We start from the raw sequence: 24,048 nt of genomic DNA on the forward strand, positions 1-24,048 counted from the left end.
AACGTCTCAACATCGCGGGTATGACCAAGAAGCCCGCGCCCAAGCCCGATCCCGAACAGCGGGGTGGGTTCCTTTCGAACAACGCCGGTGCTAAGACCGGGCTGAACAAGAGCCTTCTCGATGCGGGTTGGGGGGTGTTCCTGGGAATCCTCGCGCGCAAGGCTGAGAGCGCCGGTCGTGAGTTGATCCCGGTCGACCCCCGCAACACGTCGCGCACCTGCCCACGCCAATCGTGCGGGCACACCAGTGCGGACAACCGCCCGACACAGGAGAAGTTCCGTTGTGTCCAGTGCGGCTACACAGAGCACGCCGATCGGGTGGGAGCGGTCAACGTTGGTATCAGGGCCGGGCTGGTCCTTCCTGTTGCCTGAGTAGCGACAGGAGAAGCCCACCGCTTCAGCGGTGGGAGGAGTCACGTTCCGCATCCTAGATGACGCGGGCCGGTCCGATCGGCGACGGACGAGGACTTCCGTAGCCCTCGGTCCGGTTCCCGGCCCGCCTTTCGTAGGTGTGCGTTCTCGTTCCCGAGGTCGATGTTCCGGCCGATTCCGTTCCGTAGTTTTGCTGTCACATCGAACGAAGCGACAGCGAGACGGAAAGGGCCAGGACGTGAGCCACAGCCGAGAGAAGCGAATCGGAACACGGGTCGGTACGGTCGGTGCGGGAGCCCTGCTCGCGGCGGTCGCCCTGAGCGCCCCGGCCGGCGCCGTCATCGGCGGAACCGACGCCACTGAGGAGTACTCCTTCATGGCGGCGCTCTACAACGATCAGGGCGAACACTACTGCGGTGGCGCGCTGGTGGACGCGGAATGGGTGTTGACGGCGGGCCACTGCACCGAGTCCGAGAACATCGCTGTGCGGGTCGGCAGCACCGACCGTGGCGGTGGCGGCAGCGAGCGCGAGGTGGCCGAGACCGTCCTGCACCCCGAATACGAGGTCGAAGACGTGAGCGACGACCCCGACTACCCCATCTCGCAGTACCTGCTGCACAACGACCTGGCCCTGCTCCGGTTGGACGCTCCGGTCGACGAGACCCCCATCGACATCGCCGCCGAGTCGGCCACCCCCGGCACACCGGTGCGAGGACTGGGCTGGGGCATGGTCGACGAGTTCGGAGAGGAGGAGAAGCCCACCGTCCTCCAACAACTGGACACCGAGGTCACCGAACCCGACCGGTGCGCGGAGATGGACGAGGACGCCGACCTGTGTTCGGAGCACCCCACCGAGGCGGCCCAGATGTGCATCTCCGACTCCGGCGGCCCGGCCGTGCGGGGCGAGGAGGGCGACTGGGAACTGGTGGGCGTGGTCAGCCGGGACGGTGACTTCGACGTCGACCCGTCCTGCGTGGGGCCGATGGTGCTGACCGACCCGGTCGCCCACGGCGACTGGATCACCGAGACGACCTCGACCGATACCCACGCCCCCGAGGCGCGCCGGGCCGGAGAGCCGGTGACCACCTCCTGAGCGGGTAGGACTCACCACCACCCGAAGGGACCGCCCGGACGACCAACGGACCGGCCGCCACCGCGATGCTTCCGGAGCATCGCGGTGGCGTCGGACGGTTCGTCGCCGCGCGCCCCGACCCCGGAGGGTGTCGGAACCGGGCAATAGCATCGTGGCATGAGCAAGAAGCACACCCTCCCGGACATACTCGACGACGCGGCCTTGTTCTCCTTGGAGCACCAGCTCCACCTGGAGGAGTTCCTCGGCGACCACCACTGGAACGTCGACTTCCAGGTGCCCAGGTTCGAGTTCACCGGTGATCGCCCCCTGGTCTGCGAACGCTTCCACCTGCTGGGCAGCGCCGCCCTGGGTCCGCGATCCTGGATGTGGGGCTGGGCCAACCCCTCCGGCTTCTCCCCGGATCTGACCGCTCTCGGCGCGGCCGTTCGGGACTTCGGTCGGGACAACGACATCCCCGCCCTGTCCGAGGCCGAGGTCCCCTTCGCGACGCTGCCGGGCGCGCCGGAGGAGGCACACCTGGCGCTGCATCCGTTGACCGAGGCGGCCAAGCTCCTCACCGGCCGTTGGTTCGCCTACAACGGTGACGCGGGCGGCGGCACCCGGGTCTCCTTCATCATCGAACATCCGGACCTGAGGCTCCCGCGGCCCACCCCCCTGCGGGTCATGCGCATCCTCCAGGAAGGGGTGGCGGGTCTGCGGCTGTCCGACCCCAAACGCGCCGTGTACACCTACGCCCGGCTGCGCGGGTTGTCGCCGCGATTCACCGACGCGGACCGTCGGAGGTTGTCCCTGACCGGACCCGACATCGGTGTGGAGGTGGGTTTCGACGAGCTCGACCGGGTGAACCGGATCGAGGGGACCGCGACCCCCGCCGGGGAACGGGGCTACTAGGGCGTGTTCCGTTGTGAGCGTGGCGCCGGTGACCACGGTTCGGCTCTGGGGCGGGCCGACCGAAGCCGACGCGGATCCCCGGGGGAGGGCGAACCGGGTATGTATTCGCGTGACACGCCCCAAGAGCCATCGCCGGCCGAGTACCACCTGCTGTTCGGCGAGGTCCCCCTCCTCGCCGAGTAGGGATTGTGAGTCACCCCGATGATCGATGAGACGACCCTGCGAGCCTGGACCGCGATCGCGGGCGCGGCCGAACCACCGGCCGCGATCGTCCGGCACACGGCCGGGAACGTACTGCCCGCGGTACTTCCGGTGCGCGCCCTGGCCACGGCCACCGTCGGTGTCTGTTCCCTGGCCGCCGCCGAACTCCTGGCCGCCCGCAACGGCGGTGCGGTCCCACGGGTCCACGTGGACGAGGGCGCGGTGGCCACCGCGTTCGTCAGCGAACGACACCTGCGCGTGGACGGCCGCGAACCCACCTCCTTCGCGCCCCTGTCGGGGTTCTGGCGGGCCTCCGACGGTTGGGTGCGTACCCACGCCAACTATCCGCACCATCGGGAACGGTTGCTCCACGCGCTCGACATCGACGCGGAGGGCGACCCCGGCACGCTGCCCGATCGGCTCGCCGCGGTCCTGTCCGGGCTCGCGGCCACCGAGGTCCAGGAACGGGTGTACGCGGCCGGCGGGTTGGCGGTGGCGGTCGCTCCGGCGCCCGATCGAGGAACGTCGGCGATCGGACGTTCGCCCCTGGCCGAGGTCGTCCCGCACGGCGAGGCCGGAGACCGGTATCTGGAACCGGCGGCGTTGCCCGCCGCGGGGGTGCGTGTCCTGGATCTGACCAGGGTCATCGCCGGCCCCGTCGCGACCCGCACCCTCGCCCTTCTGGGTGCGGACGTGCTGCGGATCGATCCACCCGGGATGTCGGAGGACCCCGACAGCCACGTCGACACCGGCCCCGGCAAACGTTCTGCCCTGGTGGACCTGGACTCGGCGGAGGGACGAGGCGTTCTGGAGGGGTTGTTGGACACGGCCGACGTGGTGGTCACGGGGTACCGGCCCGGGGCCCTGGACCGGCGCGGCATGGCCGCCGCCGATCTGGTCGCGCGCCGTCCCGGACTGGTGGTGGCCGGGTTGTGCGCTTGGGATCGGAGCGGTCCTTGGTCGGGTCGTCGGGGTTTCGACAGCCTGGTACAGGCGGCCACCGGTATCGCGGCGATCGAGTCGGGCCCGGACGGGCGTCCGGGGGTCCTGCCCGCGCAGGCCCTCGACCATGGCACCGGGTACCTGATGGCCGCGGGCGTGTTGCGCGCGCTCACCGATCGGCGGGTCGACGGGCGTGGCCGACGATTGGACTTCTCCCTCGCGGGGACGGCCTCCTGGCTGCTGCACGACATCGCCGCGCGGGAGCCGGGTGAGGGAACCTACGACGCCGAGGAATGGCTGGTCGAGGCGGGGTCCCCCTACGGGCGGCTGCGCTACGCCGTGCCGCCGGTGCGCTACGAGGGCGGCCCCCGGGACTGGGCGCGCACCGCCTCACGTTGGGGCACCGACCTCGCCACCTGGCGCTGAACCGGGGACCGAACGATCCGGTCATCGGCGTTCGGCCACCATGGCCGACGGTGACCGGCGCAGGGTACGGGCCGCCGGTACCAGCGCGGCCAGGACCCCGATCAGCAGGGAGGCGGCGAAGACCAGGCCGAGTTCCGACCAGGGCAGTAGCACGGCGACCTCCGCCGGGCCCCGGCGTGGATCGAACTCGTCCCGGAGCCCGATGGTGAGCGCGTACAGACCGGGCAGGGAGAGCGACGCGCCCAGGATCAGGCCGATCGTGGTGACCAGCCCCGACTCCGCGGTCAACAGGCCCAGGACCTGTCGCCGGTGCGCACCGGCGACCCGCAACAGGGCCAGGTCGCGGCGGCGCGCCGAAGTGGACAGGGACAGGGTGTTGGCCAGGGAGATCGCCGTGTACCCCAGGGACAACACCAGGATGATCCCGGCGAACAGGCGCAGTAGCCCGATCTCGGTGGCGACGCCCTCGTCGAGCAATCGGTCGGTGTCCTCGACGCGCACGCCTTGGTCGGCCAGGGCCGTGGATAGTGCCTCGGCGTCCACCGGATCGAACGCCGCCATGATCGTGAAGGTGGCCGGGTCGTGCTCGCGGGCCAGGTCGTGCGGCAGCGCGAGTTCCGCCCACATCTCCAGTTCGGGTGGGAACTCCTCGATCGTGACCGGGATCCGGCCGGTGGTGCCGTCCCGCCAGGTCAGGTCGACGGTGTCGCCCTCCGCCCAACCGAACCGCCCGGCCGTGGCGGGGGAGGCCAGCGCCGTTCCCTCGGGTACGGCGTCCGGACGGAGTCCCACGGACTCCACCCAACGGCCGTCCACGTACACACCGGTGGAGAGGTGGCTGACGACCTCCCCGCCGACGTGCTCACGGGTGCGTTCGAGCGCGGTGTCGGTCAGCCCGCCGCCACCGTCGGTCCGTACGAGCATGGCGTCGCCGGGGATCTCGCCCCGCGAGTGCTCTTCGATGGCGCCGCCGAGGGTGTCGGTCTGACCCAACACGGTGACGGCGAGCGTGGACACCAGCAGGGCCGGTAGGAGCGTCGACGCCGTTCGCCGCGGACCGGTACGCGCTTGGACGCGCAACAGTTCGGTGAGCGGTGAGTTCCCCGGCAGCAGACCGATGAGGCGTGGCAGGTAGAGGGGTGCGGCGACGGCCGCCGCCACCAGCAGGGCCAGGCTCGACGCCAGACCGTAGGCGATGGCCTGTTCCATGTCCCCTCGCATGGTCGCCACCACCAGAACGACGCCCAAGAGCCCGGCGCAGACCGCGACCCACAGCCGCCACCTCGGCATCGTTTCGTCCCTGCCTTCTTCGGGGCGCAGCGCCTCCAGGGGCCTGACCGCCGCACCCTTGCGCGAGGCGGCCAGGACCCCGGCGACCGCCGTGGCGAGACCGATCAGCACCGACGCTCCGACGGGCAGGGCCACCGATCGCACCTCCCAGTAACGGGAGAGCAGGCCACCGTCGATCATCCGGTCGCCCAGCAGGTGCGCGCCGACGATCCCGAGCGCCGCGCCCACCAGGGAGGCGACCACACCCACGACGGCGGCCTCACCGAGCAGCATTCGACGCACCTGACGTGGAGTGCCGCCCACGGCGCGTAGCAGCGCCAGTTCACGGCGGCGCACCGAGACCTGGAAGGTGAAGGTGGTGCCGACCACGAACACGGAGACGAACACGGCCAGCGCGCCGATCAGGACCAGCAGCTGTTGGCCGACCCAGTTGTTGGACGCGTCGAACTCCGACTCCATCGCGCCGCGTTCGTCGTCGGTGTACACGTCCGAGGTCGGGCCCACCACGCCCCGTACCAGGTCACCGGAGCCCGCGGGGTCGGCGCCGGCCGTCGTGACCACACCGATGAGGGACACCCCGGTCGCGCTCTCCTCGGCCAGGGGATCGGGGAGCAGGACGTCGTCGCCGTCGGTGATCCCGGAGACGGTCATGGGCCACTCGGCGCCGGCCGTCAGCACGTCGACGGTGTCGCCCACCGAACGTCCGTAGGAGGCGGGCAACACGACCTCGTCGTCCCCGGAGGGTCCCGCGCCGTCGAGCAACCTCGTGCTCCCGAGGACGAAGGACGACCACCCGGCGCCGTTGGGGTCGCCGTCGACCGCGTCGCCCAGGATCCGGTCACCGTCCATGACCTGGACCTGGAACCGGTGCTCGGCCACCGCGTCGGTCACCCCGTCGTCCCGGGCGATCTCCTCGACGAGGACGTTCGCCTCGTCGACGCTCCACACCGAGCGAGCGACGGTGAAGTCATCGGACCTGGTCCCGGCCTCCTCGGGTACGGCCAGGACGGCGGCGTTCTCGTAGCGTGGCGGCACCGCCGGTCGTGCCGAGGTGATGACGATCGCCGAAGCCGCCAACAGGGCCACACCCAGCGTCAACGCGACGAACCCGCCCAGGATCGAGCGCAGGCGGTGCCGCACCATGGCGAACGCGATCATGACTCCTCCAGTCCGGCCATGCGCAGCGCGATGCTCCCGGCGTCGAATCGCCCACCGTCGCGAGCGTCGATCTCGTCCACGATCCGTCCGTCGGCCATGAACACCACGCGGTCGGCGCGCGCGGCCACGGCGGGGTCGTGGGTGACCACGAGGACCGTCCGACCGTGCGTGTCCACGACCGCGCGCAGGTGGTCCAGAACCTGACGGCCGCGGGCGAGGTCGAGGGCGCCGGTGGGTTCGTCGGCGCAGATCACCGCGGGGTGGGTCAGGACGGCGCGGGCGATCGCCACCCGTTGCTGTTCACCGCCGGAGAGTTGGTGCGGTCGGTGATCGGCGCGATCGCGCAGCCCCACCTCGTCGAGTGCCTTGAGCGCGTCCTCGCGCCCCAGGCGCCGTCGTGCCAGACGGGCGGGCAGCAGCGTGTTCTGGGCGGCGGTGAGCGCGTCGATGAGGTTGTAGCTCTGGAAGACGAATCCGACCCGTTCACGGCGGAACTCGGTGAGCCCTCGTTCACCGAGGCCGCCCAGTTCGGTCCCGTCCACGACGATGCTTCCGCCGTCGGGCCTGTCCAGGCCGACCGCGCAGTGCAGCAGCGTCGACTTCCCCGAACCGGACGGCCCCATGATGGCGGTGAAGCTTCCCTCCCGCACGTCGAGCGACGCGCCGTCGAGGGCGGCGACCCGGTGGTCCCCGGTCGCGTAGTGCTTGGTCACGGAGTCGATGCGTAGGGCGTCACGTGTGGCGCCGAGTGTCGCGTTCATACTTCGAGCACAGCGGTTCGGACGGGTTCGGCGCGGGTGCCCGTGGTGGAGTCTCGGAGGTAGACCCTGCTCTACCGCGCGACCATCCTCGGGCGGGCTACCGTCGAGTGGGTGAGCATCCCGAACCTGCGCGCGGCGATCACGCTCGCGCCCCACCGCTTCCTGCTGTCGGCGTGGCCGTGGCGGGCCCTGGCGTACGTCCTGGCCGGCACGGTGGGCGGCGTGCTCATCGTCGGGAGCGTGGATCTCCTGGTGAAGTACACGCCCATCACCGAGTGGCCGTGGTACTGGGAGCCGCTCGTGCTCATCGTGGTCCTGGTGGCGATCCCCGCCAGTACTCCGCTGGTGGCGCGCTGGGGTCGGCTTTGCGAGGGGCTGGTCGGGGAGCGGCCGGAGCGGTCGGCGACCGCGCGTTCCACGTCCGGCCCATGGCGCGACCTCGGGTACACACTGCTGAGCCTCACGATGCTGTGCGTGCTGGACCTGGCGGTGCTCGGGGTGGCGCTGGGCGCTCCCCTCCTGGGCGTGCTCAACTTCGTCGACGCCGGGCACCTGAACGTCTTCGAACGGTGGGCCTCCGTGCTCGGATGGGCCGCCCTGTGGCCGGTCGGGCTCTACCTGATCGCGGGATGGGCGGCCACACGTTCGGAGATCGCCCGCGCCGTGTTGTCCCCGCGCGAGGACCGGTTGGTCGCCGAACTGCGCGACGTCACCAGTTCCCGCGCCGCGCTGGCGACCGCCTTCGACGAGGAGCGCCGACGCATCGAACGCGACCTGCACGACGGTGCCCAACAACGCCTGGTCGCGGTGAAGACCTCCCTGGGACTGGCCCGGCTGGACCTGCCCGCCGACTCCCCGGCCGCCAACGCCGTACGGGAGGCCCAGGAGCAGGTGACGCGGGCACTGAGCGAACTGCGGGACCTGGTGCGCGGCATCCATCCCCGAGTACTCACCGAGAGGGGCTTGCCGGCCGCCCTGCTGGACGTGGCGGCCCGCGCCGCGTCCGAGGTGGAGATCGATCTCGACCTGCCCGAACGCCTCCCGGGAGCGGTGGAGTCCACCGCCTACTTCGTGGTCTGCGAGGCCATCGCCAACGCCGGCAAGCACGCGCCCGGCGCCACCGTTCGGGTGCGGGGCGGGATACGGGACGCGAGACTGTGGGTGGACGTCACCGATGACGGCCCCGGAGGCGCGAGCCCGGACGGTGGCGGGCTGAGCGGCCTGCGCCACCGGCTGGCGGTCCTGGCGGGGGAGCTGACCGTGGACAGCCCGCGGGGCGGGCCGACCACCGTGCGATTGGAGATCCCGGAACGATGACGCGCGCGCTGACCGTGGTGGTCGCGGACGACTCGGTCCTGCTTCGTGAGGGTGTGGCGGGGGTGTTGGGCAGGTTCGGGCACGAGGTGGTCGCCGCGGTCGGCGACGCCGACGCCTTGGAGGAGGCGGTGCGCGAACACGACCCGGACCTGGTGGTCACGGACGTTCGCATGCCCCCGGGCTACGCGGACGAGGGGCTGCTGGCCGCGGTGCGGATCCGCCGCCAACGCCCTGGGTCGGGGATCATCGTGCTCAGCCAGTACGTGCAGCCCGCCTACGCTTCGGACCTGCTGGCGATCGACGCCCCGGGCGGGGTGGGTTACCTGCTCAAGGAACGCATAGGTGACGTGGAGGAGTTCGCCGAGGCGGTCACCAAGGTCGCTTCGGGCGGCACCGTCCTGGACCGGGAGGTGGTCCGGGTGATGCTGGCGGCCCGCTCCAGCCCGCTGAACCGGTTGGCGCCCCGGGAACGCGAGGTGCTGTCCCTCATGGCGCGGGGCGAGTCCAACACGGCCATCGCCCGCCTGCTGGTGGTGTCGGACGCGGCGGTGAGCAAACACATCGGTTCGATCTTCACCAAGCTGGACCTGGATCCTCAGGTCGACGGACACCGAAGGGTCCTGGCCGTCCTGGCCTACCTGGATCACTGATCGGGGAAGCGACGCTCGCGGGGACGGAATGTCCGCGGGAAGGGATGTCTCCGGACGAGCGAGGTCCAACGGGGAAGCGGCGCCCATGGAGAAGTGACGCCTGCGGGCAGGAGGACCGGGGTCTGTCAGGGCGGTGCTCAGGTCCGCTCGGGAGGGTTTTCCGGTTCCGAAGCGCTGTCCGGTGTGGTGGGGAAGGCCAGGAACCGGGTGACGATGGTCCGGGCGCCCTCGGGCGTCTGCTCCGGGGCGCGCTGGTAGCGCTTGAGCAGGGCGATGTACTCCTCGAAGAAACCGGACAGCTCCTCCGGTGTCACCTGGATGCTTCCGCTGGAGAAGGGGAACGCGTCGCCCCAGGTTCCATCCTCGGCGGTGGCCTCCAGAGCGCGGTTGAAGTCCTCGAAGTCACGGGTGAACGTGGCTCGGGCGTACTCGTCCAGCGCCTGCCGGAAGGCCTCCTCCTGGGCACTGCGCGGTGGGAAGCGCAGGTCGTGCCGGGGAGTGCGCCACCAGCGTTCCCTGCCGTGTGAACCCTCGGGCGGATCGGTCTCCTCCACCAGGCCGTTCCTGGCCAGTTCGCGCAGATGGTAGCTGGTGGCGCCGGTGTTCAGCCCGAGCTCGCGGGCCAGGGAGGCAGAGGTCGCGGCGCCGTGCTCGCTCAACCGGGCGAGGATGCGCTGCCGGCGGGGGTGGGCGAGTGATTTCAGGACCGATGGGTCGTCGATCGTCCTGGGCTCCGAGGCTGGGCTCATGGGGCTCAACGTAGTTGTGCACAGGTTTCTGTGCAATCCCTTGACCGGAAGCGAGGGGCGTGCACAATAAAGTGTGCACAGGTTTTTGTGCACATGTTCTTGTGCGTGGGGAACCGTGCTCGATGTCCGAACCGAGAGAGGTGACCCGATGCCCGCCCCCCGAAAGCGAGCAGTGGTCCTGAAGGCACTGCTTCCCCTTCCGTTGCTGCTCCTGGGTGTGTTCCTGGCACTCCCGGCCCGAGCCGCCCCCGACGATCCCGGTGCTCCGCCACGAGAGGAGCGTGAGCGCGGGACGTCAGGGGTGAGCCAGGTGGCAGTGGAGTTCACGGCGGGGGAGCGCACCGTGCGCGGGGCCGTGCTCGCCCCGGAGGGCACGGAGGACCAACACCCCGGAGTGGTGCTCGTCGCCGGCTCCGGCGCAGGCGTGCCCATGGAGACGTACCTGCCGGTGGCCGAGGCCTTCGCGGCGGCCGGCGTGGTCGCCCTGGTCTACGACAAGCGGGGGGAGGCCGACGGAGACGGCCTCTCCGAGGCCTCACTGCCCGACCTCGCCGACGACGCCGTCGCCGGGGTCAGGTTGCTCCGCGAACGTCCCGACGTCCGTTCCGACCTGGTGGGGGTGCACGGCCACAGCGAGGGCGGCTGGACCGTCATCGAGGCGGGGGTCCGATCGGCGGAGGTGGACTTCGTGGTGGCGGCGGCGCCCAGCGCGCTGCCACCGGACCGCACCCAGATCTGGATGAACCAGGTCCAGCTGCGCCACGCGGGGGTGTCCGACCGGCTGCTCGACGACCTGGGCGGGCGTTTGACCCGCCACGTGGTGGGCGCCGACGCCTTCCGCCTGGCCGGCCACGATCCCCTGCCCGACCTGGCCCGACTGGAACAACCCTTCCTGGGGGTGATCGCCGAACACGACCGCAGTACCCCACCCGGACAGACCCTGGAGCTGTACAGGGACACCCTGGAAGGGAGCGGGCACCCCCACCACACCCTCCGTGTGGTCCCTGGGGTGGGACACGGGATGAAACCGAGCCCGGACGGCTTCGTCGAGGGCGTTGCCGATCCGGATGCCCTGTTCGAGGGCCTGGCGCCGGAGTACGTGGACACGGTCACCGGTTGGGTGCACGGACTGGCCGCCGGTGACCCGGGAGGCGGGTCGGACGCGCCGCCCGCTCAGGACCTGGAGAGCCTCCAACAGCCACCGGCGGGCCCCGGAGCGCTGTGGTTCCTGGCCGCCACCGGTGGCGGCAGCCTGGTCTGCTTCTCCGCCTACCTCGGGATCGGCCTGATCGCCAGGGTTCGCGGGAACCGGGGCCAAGGCCGGAGCCGGTCGCCCGTGGCCGGGGCGCGCGGGGCGCTGGCCGTCCTCGGGTTGTCGCTGCCGCCCCTGACCATGTCCTATCTGGGGTGGATCATGATGACCGCCGGAACCGAGGTCGGCACGGTGGTGCTCGGTCGACCATTGCCCTGGCTGGGGTTGCAGGTGGGCGCGCTGGCCGCGCTGGGTGCCACCGCGGTGCTGCTCCTGGCCTGGTGGAACCGGCCAGATCCTCTGACCGGGGTCGATCGGGTCCGACTCGGTCTGCTGCTGGTGGGTGCCGCCACCCTGCTTTCCTGGGCGGTGACCTGGGGGCTGCTCACCCCATGAGCCCCCGGGCGCGGCGACGGCGTTCGGCCTCGGAGATCCCTCGACGGCAGGATCGGGCCAGGGATCGGTGGTTGGAGTAGCGTTCGAGGAGACCGTAGGGCGGCAACGGGCCGGCGGGTTCTTCGCCCACGGGGGCGCCCTCGGCCCGCTCCACCAGTAGGGACTCGCCGTTGAGCCGCCCCGAACGGGACCAGCGTTCCCATCGTTCGAAGTCGGGGCTGTACTGGTGGGAAAAGGTGAAGACCGGCTCGTCGGTTCCCGCCAGAAGCCCTCCGCCGCGGGCCCACAACTCGGTCCTCGCTCCCGATTGGTCGGACCACCGGTCGGCCGTGACCACGTCGACCTCCGGGTGACCGTGGCGGTCGCGCACCAGGAGCGCGTCCGTGGCCCGGGTGCGGGGATGGATCTCACGGATGCTCTCCACCGAGGCGAGCGTCACGATCATCCTTGGGACCCACCACCAGTTCTCCCGACGGGCCATGAGGCTGTCCGCGCGAAGCCGGGTGGGTGGATGCTTGAGTGCCTCCTGCTCGACCAGGGACTCCGCGAATTCCCGTCCCTCCAGGTCTTCGAGCACCTCGACGGGTCCGCTGCCCACCAATCCCACCTGACCACCGGCCCCCTGATCGGTCACGCTGAAGGCGACGTGCCGACGGTCACCGAGGGTGAGAGCGAGGTCGGCCATCGAGTAGGGCAGGGCGACGCACACCTGATCGCGCAGTGTCAACGGGACCACCGGGATACCCGTGGGCCCGGACGGCGAGATCCAGCTGAGTTCCGCGACGGTGGATCGCTGCCAAACCGTGATCAGGTCAGTCAAGGTCAGACCTTATAAGTGAGGAATGTCGCATGTTAATTTCTGGTGACCCTAACCCATGGTCCGAGCGGGCGTGATCACCGGGAGACGGGTCCGGGTCGACGATCACGCCGCGTCTCGGGCCCGGAATGCGGAAGGTAGGCCACGGCCATGCCCGCAGCCCTCGTCCTACTCGCGTCCGTGGCGGTGTTCGCACTCGGCTACCGCTACTACTCGCGATACCTCGCTGAGAAGGTGTACGCGCTGGAACCGGGGTTCGTCACCCCCGCGCACACCTACAAGGACGGCATCGACTTCGTGCCGACCAACCGTCACATCGTCTTCAGCCACCACTTCATCTCGGTCGCCGGCGCCGCACCCATCGTCGGTCCCGCCGTCGCCGTGTTCTGGGGCTGGGGACCCGCGCTCGCGTGGATCCTCCTCGGCACCGTGTTCGCCGCCGGTGTGCACGACTTCGGTGCCCTCGTGGTGTCCGTCCGGCACAAGGCGCGTAGCATCGGCACCCTGGCCGGAGACGTCATCAGCAAGCGTTCACGAACGCTGTTCCTGGTGATCATCTTCTTCCTGCTCACCATGGTCAACGCCGTGTTCGCCGTGGTCATCGCCAACCTGTTCGTGGGCTACCCGGCCGCCATCCTCCCGGTCCTGGTGACGATCCCACTCGCGATCGCCGTCGGACAGATCGTCTACAGGCGCCGTACCGCGGCCCTGGTGCCGTCGATCATCGCCCTGGCCCTGGTGTACGTGTGCATCCCACTCGGTGTGATGTTCCCGATCGACATCAGCGGTGTCTCCGAGACCATGGGAATGACCCCCAACACGGTGTGGATCATCCTGCTGTTCGTCTACGCGTTCATCGCCTCCCGTATCCCGGTGTGGATGCTGTTGCAACCGCGTGACTACATCAACCTGCACCAGATGCTGCTGGCCTTCGTGGTCATCTTCCTCGGCGTCGTCGCCGGTTGGGACACCATCGTCGCTCCGGTGATCAACAGCGACGTCCCGGCGGACTCCCCGCCGTGGTTCCCGCTGCTGTTCATCACCATCGCCTGCGGCGCGATCTCCGGCTTCCACAGCCTGGTGGCCTCCGGTACGACGGCCAAACAGATCGACAAGGAGACCGACTCCCGGCTGGTCGGTTACATGGGCGCCGCGGGCGAGGGCACGCTCGCGGTCTGCTCCATCCTGGCCTGCACCGCCGGCGTGGTCGCCGCCTCCACCTCTCCGCTGGCCGACTGGAACGGTCTGTACAGCGACTTCGGCTCGGCCTCCGCCGGCGCCACCGGCAACTTCGTCGAAGGTGTGGGACAGTTCGGCGGCAACCTGGGGATCCCGCTGGAGATCGGTGTCATCTTCGCCGTCGTCGTGGTGGTCAGCTTCGCCGCGACCACCATGGACACCGGTGTACGTCTACAGCGCTACATCGTCCAGGAGATCGCCGAGATCATCCGGTTCCGCCCGTTGGCCCGCAACCTCACCGTCGCGACGTTGATCGCCACGATCGTCCCGCTGGGCCTGGCGCTCATCCCGGGTGACTTCGCCTTCGGTACCCTGTGGCAGCTGTTCGGCACCACCAACCAGCTCACCGCCGGCCTGGCGCTCGCCGTCATCGCGGTGTGGGTCACCAAGCGTCGCCGCAACCCGCTGGCGATCCTCATCCCGCTGGTCTTCCTGTTGGTCATGACCTCGTGGGCGCTGATCGTCAACCTGATCGCGTTCGTGCGTTCCGACGACGTCATCGACCGTTTCCTGCTGGCACCACTCGACTTCGTCATCTTCGCGTTGGCCGTCTGGCTGGTCGTGGAAGCCACCATCGCGCTGCGCAAGGCCTTCGCGGCGCGCAACCTGCCGGAGACCGAGGACACGGAGTCCGAAGGGACCACCGAGATCTCCGACCCGAAGGAGAAGTAGGACGTGAATCCGCTGGGTGCGCTCTCTCGCGCATATGACGCCTGGAAGAGGTTGGAGGCCTTTCACGACGAGGTCTTCACCGCGAAATGGCGTCAGGAGGTGCGACGGGAGACGCGCACCCAGCACGACACGCTGCGCGCCCTTCTGCTCCTGGAGACTCTGGGGGTGGAGGGGCCGGTGTCCTATGAGACCCTCGACCTGATCCCCTACATGGTGTCCGACCTGCACGAATGGCATCAGCGTATGGGGCGGGACGACCTTGGCGGACCGGGGGTGTGCTGTTGAGGTTCCGACGGCCCGCACGAGCGAAGAAGGACCCGGACATCCCCGCCGTGCCCCCCATCGTCTTCTTCGGCGGTAAGGGCGGGGTCGGCAAGACCACCATGGCCGCCGCCCACGCGCTCCACTTCGCCGACCACGGCCTGCGCACGCTGCTGCTGTCCACCGACCCCGCGCACTCGCTCGGCGACGTCCTCGCGACGCCCCTCGGTGACACGGCCGTTCAGGTCGGTGAGAACCTGTGGGTGCGCGAACCGGACGCCGACGCGGCCCTGCGCCGCAGAGTCCGGCGGATCGGCGACGACGCCGCACGAGCGTTGCCCCGCGAGATCCTGCCCGCGGTCTCCCGCCACCTCGATCACGCCGCGGCCGGGCCCGGAATGGCCGAGTCCGCACTGGCCGACCTGCTCATGGACACCATGGAGGAGGTTCCCGACAGGTGGGACCGCCTGGTGGTGGACAGTGCCCCCACCGGCCACCTGATGCGCCTGCTCCACCTGCCGGAACTGCTCACCCCCTGGGTGGAGGGGTTGGCCCGCCAACGCGAGCGCGCCGTGGACGCCGACCGCTTCGCCGTCGGTGTCATCGGTGGTACTCAGGAGAGCACCGACGACCCGCTGTTGGAGAAGTTGCACGCCCGCCGCCGCAAACTCGAACGCGCGGCGGCCCGCCTGCGAGAGGACGCCGAGGTCCGGCTGGTCCTGGTGCCGCGCCGTATGGTCCTGGCCGAGACCGATCGCGCCGCCAAGGAGCTCGCCGACACCGGTTTCCGCCTGGGCACCGTCGTGGTCAACCAGGTCCCCGCAGACGTCGATCCCGAGGTCATCGGGGACGTCCGCGCCCGCTTCTCCGAGCAGGGCACCGTCGAGTCACCCCTGACCGGACGCGAACCCATCGGCCCCGACGCCCTGCGCGACCTCATCGCCCACCTGGCCTGAGTCCGGTACCCGTGCGTGCGGACCCGCCACCCCCAACGGGAGCGGGCCGCCCCTGGACAGGGCGGCCCGCTCGCGACACGGTCCAGTGCTCTCCTCAGCGTGAGGACATCAACTTCTGGATGTGCTTGTTGGACTCCTTGCTGAACTCACTGCGCTTGTTCAACCGGGGGAAGGGCGTGTTCGGCGCGGGGACGTCCAAGAACTCGCAGAGCGGCTCCCATCCCTGCCCCAACTCATAGACGAGGAGGCGCTCCGAGGGGATCGTCGCTCGGACCTCGGCGATGTGCCGCTCGAACACCGAGATCATGTGCTGTTTGTCGTGGACCGAACCGCCGAAGACGCGGTCGACCACGCTGGCCCGGTCCATCCGCAGGAACGCCCTCAGGTCAGGGCTCTGCCGCTCCGCGAGCCAGGTCAGCGGCCGGACCCAGGGGTTCCGCTTGAACACCGTCTGCTGGGTGCTCTCGTACCACTTGTTCGGATCACGGACGGTGAGCACGATCTTCGCCTCGGGGTAGTGCTCCGAGAGTTCCCGCCAGTAGGCCGCCGTGGGCCAGTCGACGCCGCTCTCGTACCCGGCGAACAGCGCGTCCCAGTCCTTGGAACGGCCTTCGACGACGTCGAGCCACTTGTGGATCCGCTCCGGTCGCTCGGCGATCTCGTACATGTGGTCGCACGGGCCGAACCCGATCTGCTCCAGCGCCACCTTGAGGGAGTAGGTCCCGGTACGACCGAACCCCGCTCCAATGACCTTCATGCCCGACCACCCGTCCAGGTTCCCGGGGTGTTCGCGCCGTCCGAATCCCTGCGGTGCCGGTGCGTCAACCGTTCGAGGTCGGCCACGATGTCGTTCGGGGTCGCCGTCATCACCATCTGTTGTTGGAGGTCCCAGGCCTTCTCCCTGAAGGAGCGCTCTTCGAGAAGTCTCGTCAGGGACTTTCGGATCGTGCCGGTGTCGGCCTCCAGCGCGTGGTGGAACAGACCGGCGCCGGCCTGCGCCAAGTGCTCGGCCCGGACCCACGCGTCCGCGTGCCTGATGGGAAGGAGGAGCTGGGGCACGCCGTTGAGGGCGGCGGTGGAGGCGGCACCGAACCCACCGTGGTGGATCAGGGCGGAGCAGGTGGGCAGGAGCATGTGGAACGGTACGAAGTCCACGAGACGGATGTTCTCCGGTACCGTTCCCAGCTGCTCTCGCTCGTCCTCGCTCAGGACGGCCACGACTTCGACGTCCATCTCGGCCAGGGCCTCGATGGTCGCCTTGACCGGGAAGATGCTGCTGTTGAGTTTCGCGTCGAGCGACCCGCGACCGGAGAGCGCGACCCGGGGCCGCACGGGCTGTTCGTGGATCCACGAAGGGGCCGGGCGCCGCGTGTGGAACGGTACGTAGCGCACCGGAAGGCGCGGTGTCTCCAACTCGAACTGGAGGGAGTCGGGAACCAGGTCGATGGTCCACTGACCGGTCAGGATCTCTTCGGAGAACTCGGCTCCGACCTTGTGCAAGGCGGGCGTGAGCCAGTCCCGGAGGGGGTCGTGCCGCTCCTCCAGAGGCTGTTCCATGCTCAGTCTCTGCCAGGTCCGGTACATCGTCGAGTAGATGTCGACCGACCACAGCAACCGGGCGTGCGCGGCGCCGATCGCCTCCGCCGCGACGGCCCCCGCGTAGGTGACCGGGTCCCAGATCACCAGGTCCGGTTGCCACTTCCGCGCGAAGTCGACCAGTCCTTCGAGGATCGGGTCGTTGTAGGGCTGGTAGCCATACGGCACCGAGGCCTGGTACTTGATCAGCACCTCCGGCCAGGTCAGGGACTCGTCGAAGGGGTGGCTCCAGTCGGCGATCTCGTTCTCGATCGACCCGCCGGCATCCGACTCCGCTGCACGCAGCAACTCGTCCATGCCGTGGTCCTCGCCGACCGCGACGGGCGGCAGCCCGGCGGCGGCGATCAGGTCGGTCATCGCCGGTCCGCTGGCCACCCGTACTTCGTGGCCCGCGGAGATCAGTGCCCAGGCCAGCGGGACCTGGGGGTCCAAGTGCGAAGGTTCGCCGATGGTGGCGAAGAGAATACGCATGAGGCGGGTTTCCGGTTTCTGTCGGAGGTCAGGCGGCACCGAGGACTTCGCGCATGGCCTTGATGACCTGCTCCTGACGGTCCTCGGGAAGAGAGGGGTACATGGGAAGGGAGAAGATCTCCCCGGAGAGCCGCTCCGTGACCGGAAGCGAACCCTTCTCGTAGCCCAGGTGGGAGAACCCCGTCATGGTGTGCACCGGCCACGGGTAACTGATGTTGAGCGAGATCCCGTGGGATCGAAGTTCGGAGATGATCTCGTCGCGTCGAGGATGCCGGACCACGTAGACGTAGTACACGTGCTCGTTGCCATCGTTGACGTGGGGAAGGACCAGCTCGGTGTCGGAGAGGGCCTCCGCGTACCGGCGGGCGACCCGACGGCGCCCTTCCGTGTAGGTGTCGAGCCTGGTCAGCTTCCGGCGAAGGATCTCGGCCTGGACCTCGTCCAGGCGACTGTTGTGGCCGGGGGTGTCGACCACGTAGTACTGGCTCTCCATGCCGTAGTAGCGCAGTCGGCGTAGCGACGCGTCGGTCTCATCGTCGTTGCTGAGGATCGCGCCCCCGTCACCGTAGGCACCGAGGACCTTGGTGGGGTAGAAGGAGAAAGCCGCTATCTTCCCGAAGGTGCCGGCCAACCGGCCCCATCGGCGCGCTCCGTGCGACTGGGCGCAGTCCTCCAGGATCGGGATGCCGTGCCGGTCGGCGATGGACTGAATGGTGTCCATGTCCGCGCACTGACCGTAGAGGTGCACCACCAACAGGCACCGGGTGCGTTCGGTGATCTGCTCTTCGATCAGGTCCGTGTTCACGAGGTAGTCGGCTTCGTTCACGTCGACGAACACCGGTTTCGCACCGATCTGGTCGATCGCGATGACCGTCGGCGCGGCGGTGTTGGAGACGGTGATGACCTCGTCGCCCGGGCCGACGCCCAGGGCGCGCAGGGCCAGGACCAGGGCATTGGTCCCGTTGTCCACGCCGAGGCCGTGCGGCAGGCCGTGATAGCCCGCGAACTCTTCCTCGAACGCGCGGACACTGGGCCCCATGATCAGCTGTCCGGACTCGAACACCTTGACGACGGCGTCGAGGATTTCTTCCTTCTCGCGCTCGTACTCGTCAAGGTAGTTCCACACGTAAATACTCATGGATCCCCTAGCCTGCCTGAATTTCACTTCACCCTTTCGTGAGGGCACACTCACGAAAATATATGGATGACCACCTGGACATTTCCAGGCCCGTGGGATTTTTAAGGGCCCCTAGGAAGCGTGGGAGGGGGCGGCGTCCGAAGACTAGGGGGTGCAAGGGGTTCCGGTCGTGGTTTCGGCTGTGCAAGCCTACTTTTGATCTGGTCGCCTTGAAGATTGATGGTGTTCTGGTGGAGACAGGAGTAGTCGTACGGTTCGATGAGGAACGCGGTTATGGATTCATCGAACCGGACTCCGGCGGCGAGGATGTCTTCATCCACGCCTCGGGGTTGGAAGAGGAGCTGAAATCCGAACTCCAGGCCGGACGAAGGGTCCGCTTCGACGCGGTCAACGGGCACCGTGGCCGAAAGGCCTTCGAGGTCCGGTTGCTCGAACCCACCGATGAGGACGTCGGCTCCCCCGCCGGCGTCACGAACGGTGAGTCGGGTGCCGGGCCCGCGACGCAGGGGCCGGACCTCTCCCGGGGCGAGCTGCGGCATCTGCTCACCGAGGAGTTCCTCGCAAGGGTGCCCGACCTGAACGGCGCTCAGATCGTGGCTCTGCGTGAAGCGGTCGGCGAGATGGCGCTGGAACGAGGCTGGGTCCGGTGAACGGCGCGGCCCCGGCACATGGCCGTTCAGGTACCGGAGAGGACACCCCATGAAGGGCATCCTCCTCGCGGGTGGGTCGGGAACCCGGTTGCACCCGGCAACGATATCGATCTCCAAGCAGATTCTGCCGGTTTACAACAAGCCGATGATCTACTATCCGCTTTCCGTCCTGATGCTGGCCGGTGTGCGGGATATCCTGATCATCACGACGCCCCGGGACATGGCGCTCTTCAGGGGCCTGTTGGGCGACGGATCCTGGTTGGGGATCAATCTGACCTACGCCGAACAGACCAAGCCTCGGGGGATCGCCGAGGCGTTCGTCCTCGGAGCCGACCATGTCGGTGACGACAGTTCGGCGCTGATTTTGGGCGACAACATCTTCCACGGTCCGGTTTTCTCGTCCATCCTCCAGGACAAGGCGCAGGATGTCGACGGATGTGTTCTCTTCGGCTACCCGGTCAACGACCCTTCGCGGTACGGGGTCGGGGTGACCGACGACCAGGGCAGACTCACCGATCTCCAGGAAAAGCCGGCCGAGCCGCGTTCCAATCGCGCCGTAACCGGCCTCTATTTCTATGATTCCACGGTGGTCGACATCGCGAAGGACATTCGTCCCTCGGAGCGTGGGGAACTGGAGATCACCGACGTCAACCGGATCTACATGGAGCAGGGGCGGGCCGAAATGGTGGACCTCGGCCGAGGGTTCGCCTGGTTGGACACGGGAACGCACGATACCTTCCTGCAGGCCTGCCAGTTCGTCCAGGTGATGGAACAGAGGCAGGGAATCCGTATCGCATGCCTGGAGGAGGTGGCTTTGCGGATGGGGTACATCGACGCCGAATCCTGTTATCGACTGGGGGCGGCGTTGGGTGGAAACGATTACGGAAACTATGTCATGAGAATTGCAGAAGAAAAGGCGATGGGGAAACTGGAGTAGAAATCTCATGCGAATCATGGTCACCGGTGGTGCCGGTTTCATCGGATCCCATTTTCTGCACAACCTTCTCGACGGCCGTTACCCGGATCTGCCCGCCACCGAGGTGGTGGTCGTCGACAAACTCACCTACGCGGGCGATCACCGGTTGTTCACCGGACGGGTCGACCCGCGCATCCGTTTCGCAGAGATCGACATCTGTGACCCATCGGTCGATGAGCTGATGAAGGGTGTGGACCTGGTGGTCCACTTCGCGGCGGAGTCCCACGTCGATAGATCCATCGTGGACTCCGCCGCCTTCGTCAGGACGAACGTGCTCGGTACCCAGAACCTCCTGGAGTGCTCGCTCCGGAACGGGGTCGGTAAGTTCGTGCACGTCTCCACCGACGAGGTGTACGGGTCCATAGCCAAGGGCTCCTGGGACGAATGGTGCCCGTTGGAGCCCAACTCGCCCTACGCGGCGTCGAAGGCCGCCTCCGACCTCCTGGTGCGGTCCTACCACCGCACCCACGGTCTCGACGTCTCCGTGACCCGCTGCTCCAACAACTACGGGTCGCGGCAGTACCCGGAGAAACTGATCCCCCGCTTCGTCACCAACCTCTACCAGGGGCGGAGCGTGCCGCTGTACGGTGACGGCTCCAACGTCCGCGAGTGGCTGCACGTGAGCGACCACTGCTGGGGGGTGGCGCTCGTGGCGAAGGGCGGCCGGCCGGGAGAGGTCTACAACATCGGTGGCGGCAGCGAACTCACGAACCGGGAACTGGCGGACATCCTTGTGAAGCACACCGGAGCCGATCCGAGCCTGGTGGTGCGGTCGGAGGACCGACTCGGGCACGATCTGCGTTATTCCGTGGACTACAGCAAGATGTTCGACGAGTTCGGCTACGAACCGCGCGTGGAGATCTCCGAAGGACTGAAGTCCACGGTGGAGTGGTACCGCGAGAACCAGGACTGGTGGGAGGGCTTCGGGGTGCGCTGAACCGGCCGGACCACGAGGGTGAGCACCCCCTCTCGTGGCCCGGCCGGAACCCTTCGGCGCTACCGGTCGGCCGGTGAACCATGGTCGTCGGAGAGGCTTCGGACACAGGCGACCAGACTCCGAGCCTGGATGTTCAGGTAGTGGCTGTGTCGGAGAAGGGCGTCCACCTGTGGAAGCGACACCCACAGGTGATCGGGGAGGTCCTCCTCCGGAAGCGGCCGTTCTCCGCGTTCCACCACGAGGTTGCGTGTTCGAGCGTGGAAGAAGCGGCCTCCCTCCTCGGACTGGACGGCGTCGAAGAGGACCCTGCGTCCCGGGGCCTTCGACATCTCGTCCGACAACGACCCGTGCGAACCGGACCCGAGTTCGCCCTCGCACGCGAGCTGGAGCGTCGGGCCCAGTTCGACGGTCTCTCGCAGACCGGGTTCCGCGGTCGCCCTCAGGAGCAGGTGCGTGACCCCGTTCGCCCGGCGTGTCACCACGGCGGCCAAGCCGAGCCCACGGGGTTCGATCATCGGTTGCGACCACTTCCTGACCTCTCGGCCCCTCGTCGCCACGTCCACACCGATCACCCTGAAGTGCAGGTCCTCCAGGTGCCTGATCTCCCCCGCCGTTCGGTGCCATCCCTCGATCGTTCGCAACGGTACGGGCGAGGCGGACATGGCGGTCAGCGAGCGGGCCGCGGTGATCGTGCTGAGGATCTCCGACATCGAGAGCAGAGCGCCGTCGTCGGGGTCACGCGTGTGGGACGGCAGACACGAGAGTACGGTCCTGGTGTCCATGTTCACCAGGTCGTCCTCGGCGAGCAATTCGTGTACCTGCTTCAAGGTCAGCCAGCAAAAGCCCTCCCGCAGCGGGACGTCCTCGTCACCGGCGAGCACCACCATGTTCCGGTTGTGCTTGCGGAGGAACCACGAACCCTGCTCCGACTGGAGCGAGTCGGCGAGGACGCTCCCCGGTGGGGGATCCAGGAAGTGCTCCACGTAGGGCACGGACCGGCCACGGTGCACCCCTGTGTAATTGCTCCGGGTCGCCTGAACGGTGGGGGAGAGCTGGAAGAGGTTGACGTTCCCCGGTTCCATCTTCGCCTGCATCAGCAGGTACGGCACACCTTCGAACTCCTTGATCAGGATGCCGAGGACACCGATCTCCGGCTGGTCGATGATGGGTTGGGACCAACCGGGCTCCTCACGGTTCTCGGGATCGCGGACCCGCAGGCCGCGCACACTGAAGAACCCACCGCTGTGGTGCCCGATGTCGCCGGTGTCCGGCACCTCGTCCCAACCTTCGAGACCGTCCAGCGGTGCCCTGTCCACCTGTACACCGGTGTGCGCGGCCAGTTCGGAGAACCACTCCCTGACCTCGTCCGGGCCGAAGCGCCCGGGTGTCTCCGCCGACGCGGAACGGGCGACGACGTCGACGGCCCACCCCGTCAGCGCCGCCATCAGGAGACGGTGACGTCGGGAACGTAGCGGATCCACTTGCCTCCGGATGCCCGGAACCCCTCTTCCTTGGCCATGATCTCCTCGGCGTGGTTCCACGCGAAGAGCAGCGCGTAGTCGGGGTAGGGGTCGGTGAAGGCCTGTGCGGGTCGCACCGGGATGTGCATGCCCGGTGTGAGTCGTCCCTGCTTGGCCGGCGTGGTGTCGCAGACGAACTCCACCAGGTCGGGGCCGATCCCGAAGTAGTTCGCGACGGTCGCGCTCTTGGCGGTGGCCCCGTACGCGACAACGGTCTTGCCCTGCTCCTTCAGATCCCTCAACAGGCCGACGAGGTCGTCCCGAATCGCGTCGACCTTGGCGCTGAACGCCTCCAAGGTCTCCAACTTCGAGACCCCTGAGGCGTCCTCCTCGGAGATCAGCTCGGGGACGGCGAGGCTCGGCGTGCGGGCGCCGGCGTGGGCGAGCGTGTAGCGCACCTCGCCACCGTGGACGGGCAGCCGTTCGACCTCGACCAGTTCGAGACCGTATCGGGCGGCCAGCGCCTGTACCGAGCGCGCGGTGAAGTAGTAGTAGTGCTCGTCGTAGATCTGGTCGAAGGAGTTGCGCTGGAGAACGTCCCCGAAGTAGGGGTCCTCGAAGACGAAGACACCGTCCTTCGCCAGGAGCAGCGCGATCCCCTGGAAGACGGAGTCGAGGTAGGGGATGTGGCACAGGGTGTTCGCGGCGTAGATGACGTTCGCGGGGCCGTCCTCGGCCATGATGCGTTCGGCGCTCTCCTTCTCGAAGAAGTCGACCAGCACCCGAACGCCCTGCTCCCGAGCCGTCTCACCGACCCCGCCGGAGGGGTCGACGCCCAGGTGGCGGACCCCGGCTTCGGCGATGGTCCGCAGCATCGTCCCGTCGTTGCTCCCGAGTTCGATCGCGAAGGTGTCCTCGCCCTTGAGGTGGGTGTTGAGGAAGCGGCGAGCGATGGACGCGAAGTGCTCGCGCATGACACTCGACCCCGCGGAGACGTAGGGATAGTCCTCGTTGAACATCAGTTCACGGGGCACCTCCTCCATGAGCTGCACCATCGTGCAGCTCTCGCAGACGCCCGTGGCGAGCCTGAAGAAGGTCTCGCCCTCGATGTCCTCCGGTCGCACGAATCGGTTGGACAGTGGTTGGCGTCCGAAGTCGATGAACTCACGCAGTGTTCCGGAACAGATTCGGCATGTGGAGCCCGCGGGCATTTCGTCCTCCTCAGGAGAAGCAACCAGGGTTCGGTCGACCACCGGCCCGGCAGCCGGGAAACGGCGTAAGCCGATTTTTCGCACGATCAATGTGCTCCGGTTCCGGAGCGCAGATTCGCGGTTCATGTTTCCCTGGTGGAGGGCTCGAATGCCACCCGTATTTTTCC

General features: G+C 68.4%; 22 protein-coding genes. 13 read left to right on the forward strand and 9 right to left on the reverse strand.

Annotated elements, in window-relative coordinates:
- The 4 genes from ABZ717_RS23240 to ABZ717_RS23255 all read left to right on the forward strand — a co-directional run.
- The coding region (locus ABZ717_RS23240) for a transposase (protein ID WP_358513946.1) at positions 1–371 on the forward strand (371 nt) is incomplete at its 5' end.
- A 238-nt stretch (positions 372–609) separates the two neighbouring features.
- Positions 610–1,464 (forward strand): serine protease, encoded by an 855-nt coding sequence (locus ABZ717_RS23245; RefSeq protein WP_358513948.1) that lies wholly within the window; start codon positions 610–612, stop codon positions 1,462–1,464.
- 156 nt (positions 1,465–1,620) lie between these two features.
- Positions 1,621–2,355, forward strand: coding sequence for a DUF6882 domain-containing protein (locus ABZ717_RS23250; protein ID WP_358513950.1), 735 nt, complete (start codon positions 1,621–1,623; stop codon positions 2,353–2,355).
- Positions 2,356–2,556: 201 nt separating this feature from the next.
- Positions 2,557–3,924 carry a CoA transferase gene (locus tag ABZ717_RS23255; protein ID WP_358513952.1) on the forward strand — a complete coding sequence of 456 codons (1,368 nt, stop codon included), beginning with the start codon at positions 2,557–2,559 and terminating at the stop codon, positions 3,922–3,924.
- A gap of 21 nt (positions 3,925–3,945) precedes the next feature.
- On the opposite strand, the gene ABZ717_RS23260 is transcribed toward ABZ717_RS23255, so the two are convergent.
- Positions 3,946–6,372: an ABC transporter permease gene (locus ABZ717_RS23260; RefSeq protein ID WP_358513954.1), complete on the reverse strand. Its 2,427-nt coding sequence runs from the start codon at positions 6,370–6,372 to the stop codon at positions 3,946–3,948.
- Positions 6,369–7,133 carry an ABC transporter ATP-binding protein gene (locus tag ABZ717_RS23265; RefSeq protein WP_358513956.1) on the reverse strand — a complete coding sequence of 255 codons (765 nt, stop codon included), beginning with the start codon at positions 7,131–7,133 and terminating at the stop codon, positions 6,369–6,371. The genes ABZ717_RS23260 and ABZ717_RS23265 overlap by 4 nt, the downstream gene beginning before the upstream one ends.
- Before the next feature lie 111 nt (positions 7,134–7,244).
- Between ABZ717_RS23265 and ABZ717_RS23270 the strand changes: the two genes are divergently transcribed.
- Together ABZ717_RS23270 and ABZ717_RS23275 are read left to right on the forward strand one after the other, a co-directional pair.
- Positions 7,245–8,450, forward strand: a complete 1,206-nt coding sequence (locus ABZ717_RS23270; protein WP_358513958.1) for a histidine kinase — start codon at positions 7,245–7,247, stop codon at positions 8,448–8,450.
- Positions 8,447–9,100, forward strand: a complete 654-nt coding sequence (locus tag ABZ717_RS23275; RefSeq protein ID WP_358513960.1) for a response regulator transcription factor — start codon at positions 8,447–8,449, stop codon at positions 9,098–9,100. The genes ABZ717_RS23270 and ABZ717_RS23275 overlap by 4 nt, the downstream gene beginning before the upstream one ends.
- Before the next feature lie 137 nt (positions 9,101–9,237).
- Here the strand turns inward: ABZ717_RS23275 and ABZ717_RS23280 are convergent, their stop codons facing one another.
- Positions 9,238–9,849, reverse strand: coding sequence for a helix-turn-helix domain-containing protein (locus ABZ717_RS23280; RefSeq protein WP_358513962.1), 612 nt, complete (start codon positions 9,847–9,849; stop codon positions 9,238–9,240).
- 148 nt (positions 9,850–9,997) lie between these two features.
- On the opposite strand from ABZ717_RS23280, the gene ABZ717_RS23285 reads away from it, so the two are divergent.
- Positions 9,998–11,497 (forward strand): alpha/beta hydrolase, encoded by a 1,500-nt coding sequence (locus tag ABZ717_RS23285; RefSeq protein WP_358513964.1) that lies wholly within the window; start codon positions 9,998–10,000, stop codon positions 11,495–11,497.
- Here ABZ717_RS23285 and ABZ717_RS23290 read toward each other — a convergent pair.
- Positions 11,487–12,317, reverse strand: a complete 831-nt coding sequence (locus ABZ717_RS23290) for a hypothetical protein (protein ID WP_358513966.1) — start codon at positions 12,315–12,317, stop codon at positions 11,487–11,489. The genes ABZ717_RS23285 and ABZ717_RS23290 overlap by 11 nt on opposite strands.
- 147 nt (positions 12,318–12,464) lie before the next feature.
- Here ABZ717_RS23290 and ABZ717_RS23295 point away from each other — a divergent pair, with 147 nt between their 5' ends.
- The 3 genes from ABZ717_RS23295 to ABZ717_RS23305 are packed head-to-tail and all read left to right on the forward strand — an operon-like array spanning position 12,465 to position 15,442.
- Positions 12,465–14,225 carry a carbon starvation protein A gene (locus tag ABZ717_RS23295; protein WP_358513968.1) on the forward strand — a complete coding sequence of 587 codons (1,761 nt, stop codon included), beginning with the start codon at positions 12,465–12,467 and terminating at the stop codon, positions 14,223–14,225.
- Between the two features lie 3 nt (positions 14,226–14,228).
- A complete protein-coding gene (locus ABZ717_RS23300) occupies positions 14,229–14,510 on the forward strand; it encodes a cory-CC-star protein (protein ID WP_358513970.1) in 282 nt (93 codons plus the stop codon).
- Positions 14,501–15,442: an ArsA family ATPase gene (locus tag ABZ717_RS23305; RefSeq protein WP_358513972.1), complete on the forward strand. Its 942-nt coding sequence runs from the start codon at positions 14,501–14,503 to the stop codon at positions 15,440–15,442. The genes ABZ717_RS23300 and ABZ717_RS23305 overlap by 10 nt, the downstream gene beginning before the upstream one ends.
- Before the next feature lie 94 nt (positions 15,443–15,536).
- Here ABZ717_RS23305 and ABZ717_RS23310 read toward each other — a convergent pair whose 3' ends face one another.
- The 3 genes from ABZ717_RS23310 to ABZ717_RS23320 are packed head-to-tail and all read right to left on the reverse strand — an operon-like array spanning position 15,537 to position 18,647.
- Positions 15,537–16,199 carry a sulfotransferase family protein gene (locus ABZ717_RS23310; RefSeq protein ID WP_358513974.1) on the reverse strand — a complete coding sequence of 221 codons (663 nt, stop codon included), beginning with the start codon at positions 16,197–16,199 and terminating at the stop codon, positions 15,537–15,539.
- Positions 16,196–17,509: an activator-dependent family glycosyltransferase gene (locus tag ABZ717_RS23315; RefSeq protein WP_358513976.1), complete on the reverse strand. Its 1,314-nt coding sequence runs from the start codon at positions 17,507–17,509 to the stop codon at positions 16,196–16,198. The genes ABZ717_RS23310 and ABZ717_RS23315 overlap by 4 nt, the downstream gene beginning before the upstream one ends.
- 28 nt (positions 17,510–17,537) lie before the next feature.
- The gene (locus ABZ717_RS23320) at positions 17,538–18,647 is read right to left on the reverse strand and encodes a DegT/DnrJ/EryC1/StrS family aminotransferase (protein WP_358513978.1); all 1,110 of its coding nucleotides are present in this window, start codon (positions 18,645–18,647) and stop codon (positions 17,538–17,540) included.
- Positions 18,648–18,877: 230 nt separating this feature from the next.
- On the opposite strand from ABZ717_RS23320, the gene ABZ717_RS23325 reads away from it, so the two are divergent.
- Genes ABZ717_RS23325 through rfbB form a run of 3 tightly spaced genes read left to right on the forward strand, consistent with a single transcriptional unit; the run spans position 18,878 to position 21,210 of the window.
- On the forward strand, positions 18,878–19,297 hold the full coding sequence (locus ABZ717_RS23325; RefSeq protein ID WP_358513980.1) for a cold shock domain-containing protein: 420 nt from the start codon (positions 18,878–18,880) through the stop codon (positions 19,295–19,297).
- Positions 19,298–19,346: 49 nt separating this feature from the next.
- Positions 19,347–20,234 (forward strand): glucose-1-phosphate thymidylyltransferase RfbA, encoded by an 888-nt coding sequence (gene rfbA / locus ABZ717_RS23330; RefSeq protein WP_304069506.1) that lies wholly within the window; start codon positions 19,347–19,349, stop codon positions 20,232–20,234.
- Positions 20,235–20,241: 7 nt separating this feature from the next.
- Complete coding sequence (rfbB, locus tag ABZ717_RS23335; RefSeq protein WP_358513982.1) at positions 20,242–21,210, forward strand: dTDP-glucose 4,6-dehydratase; 969 nt, start codon at positions 20,242–20,244, stop codon at positions 21,208–21,210.
- Between the two features lie 59 nt (positions 21,211–21,269).
- Here rfbB and ABZ717_RS23340 read toward each other — a convergent pair whose 3' ends face one another.
- Both ABZ717_RS23340 and ABZ717_RS23345 read right to left on the reverse strand, forming a co-directional pair.
- Complete coding sequence (locus ABZ717_RS23340; RefSeq protein ID WP_358513984.1) at positions 21,270–22,655, reverse strand: NDP-hexose 2,3-dehydratase family protein; 1,386 nt, start codon at positions 22,653–22,655, stop codon at positions 21,270–21,272.
- Positions 22,655–23,881 (reverse strand): class I SAM-dependent methyltransferase, encoded by a 1,227-nt coding sequence (locus tag ABZ717_RS23345; RefSeq protein WP_358513986.1) that lies wholly within the window; start codon positions 23,879–23,881, stop codon positions 22,655–22,657. The genes ABZ717_RS23340 and ABZ717_RS23345 overlap by 1 nt, the downstream gene beginning before the upstream one ends.
- Between the last annotated feature and the right edge of the window lie 167 nt (positions 23,882–24,048).

This window comes from Nocardiopsis sp. NPDC006832, assembly GCF_040635885.1.
Classification (GTDB): Bacteria; Actinomycetota; Actinomycetes; order Streptosporangiales; family Streptosporangiaceae; genus Nocardiopsis.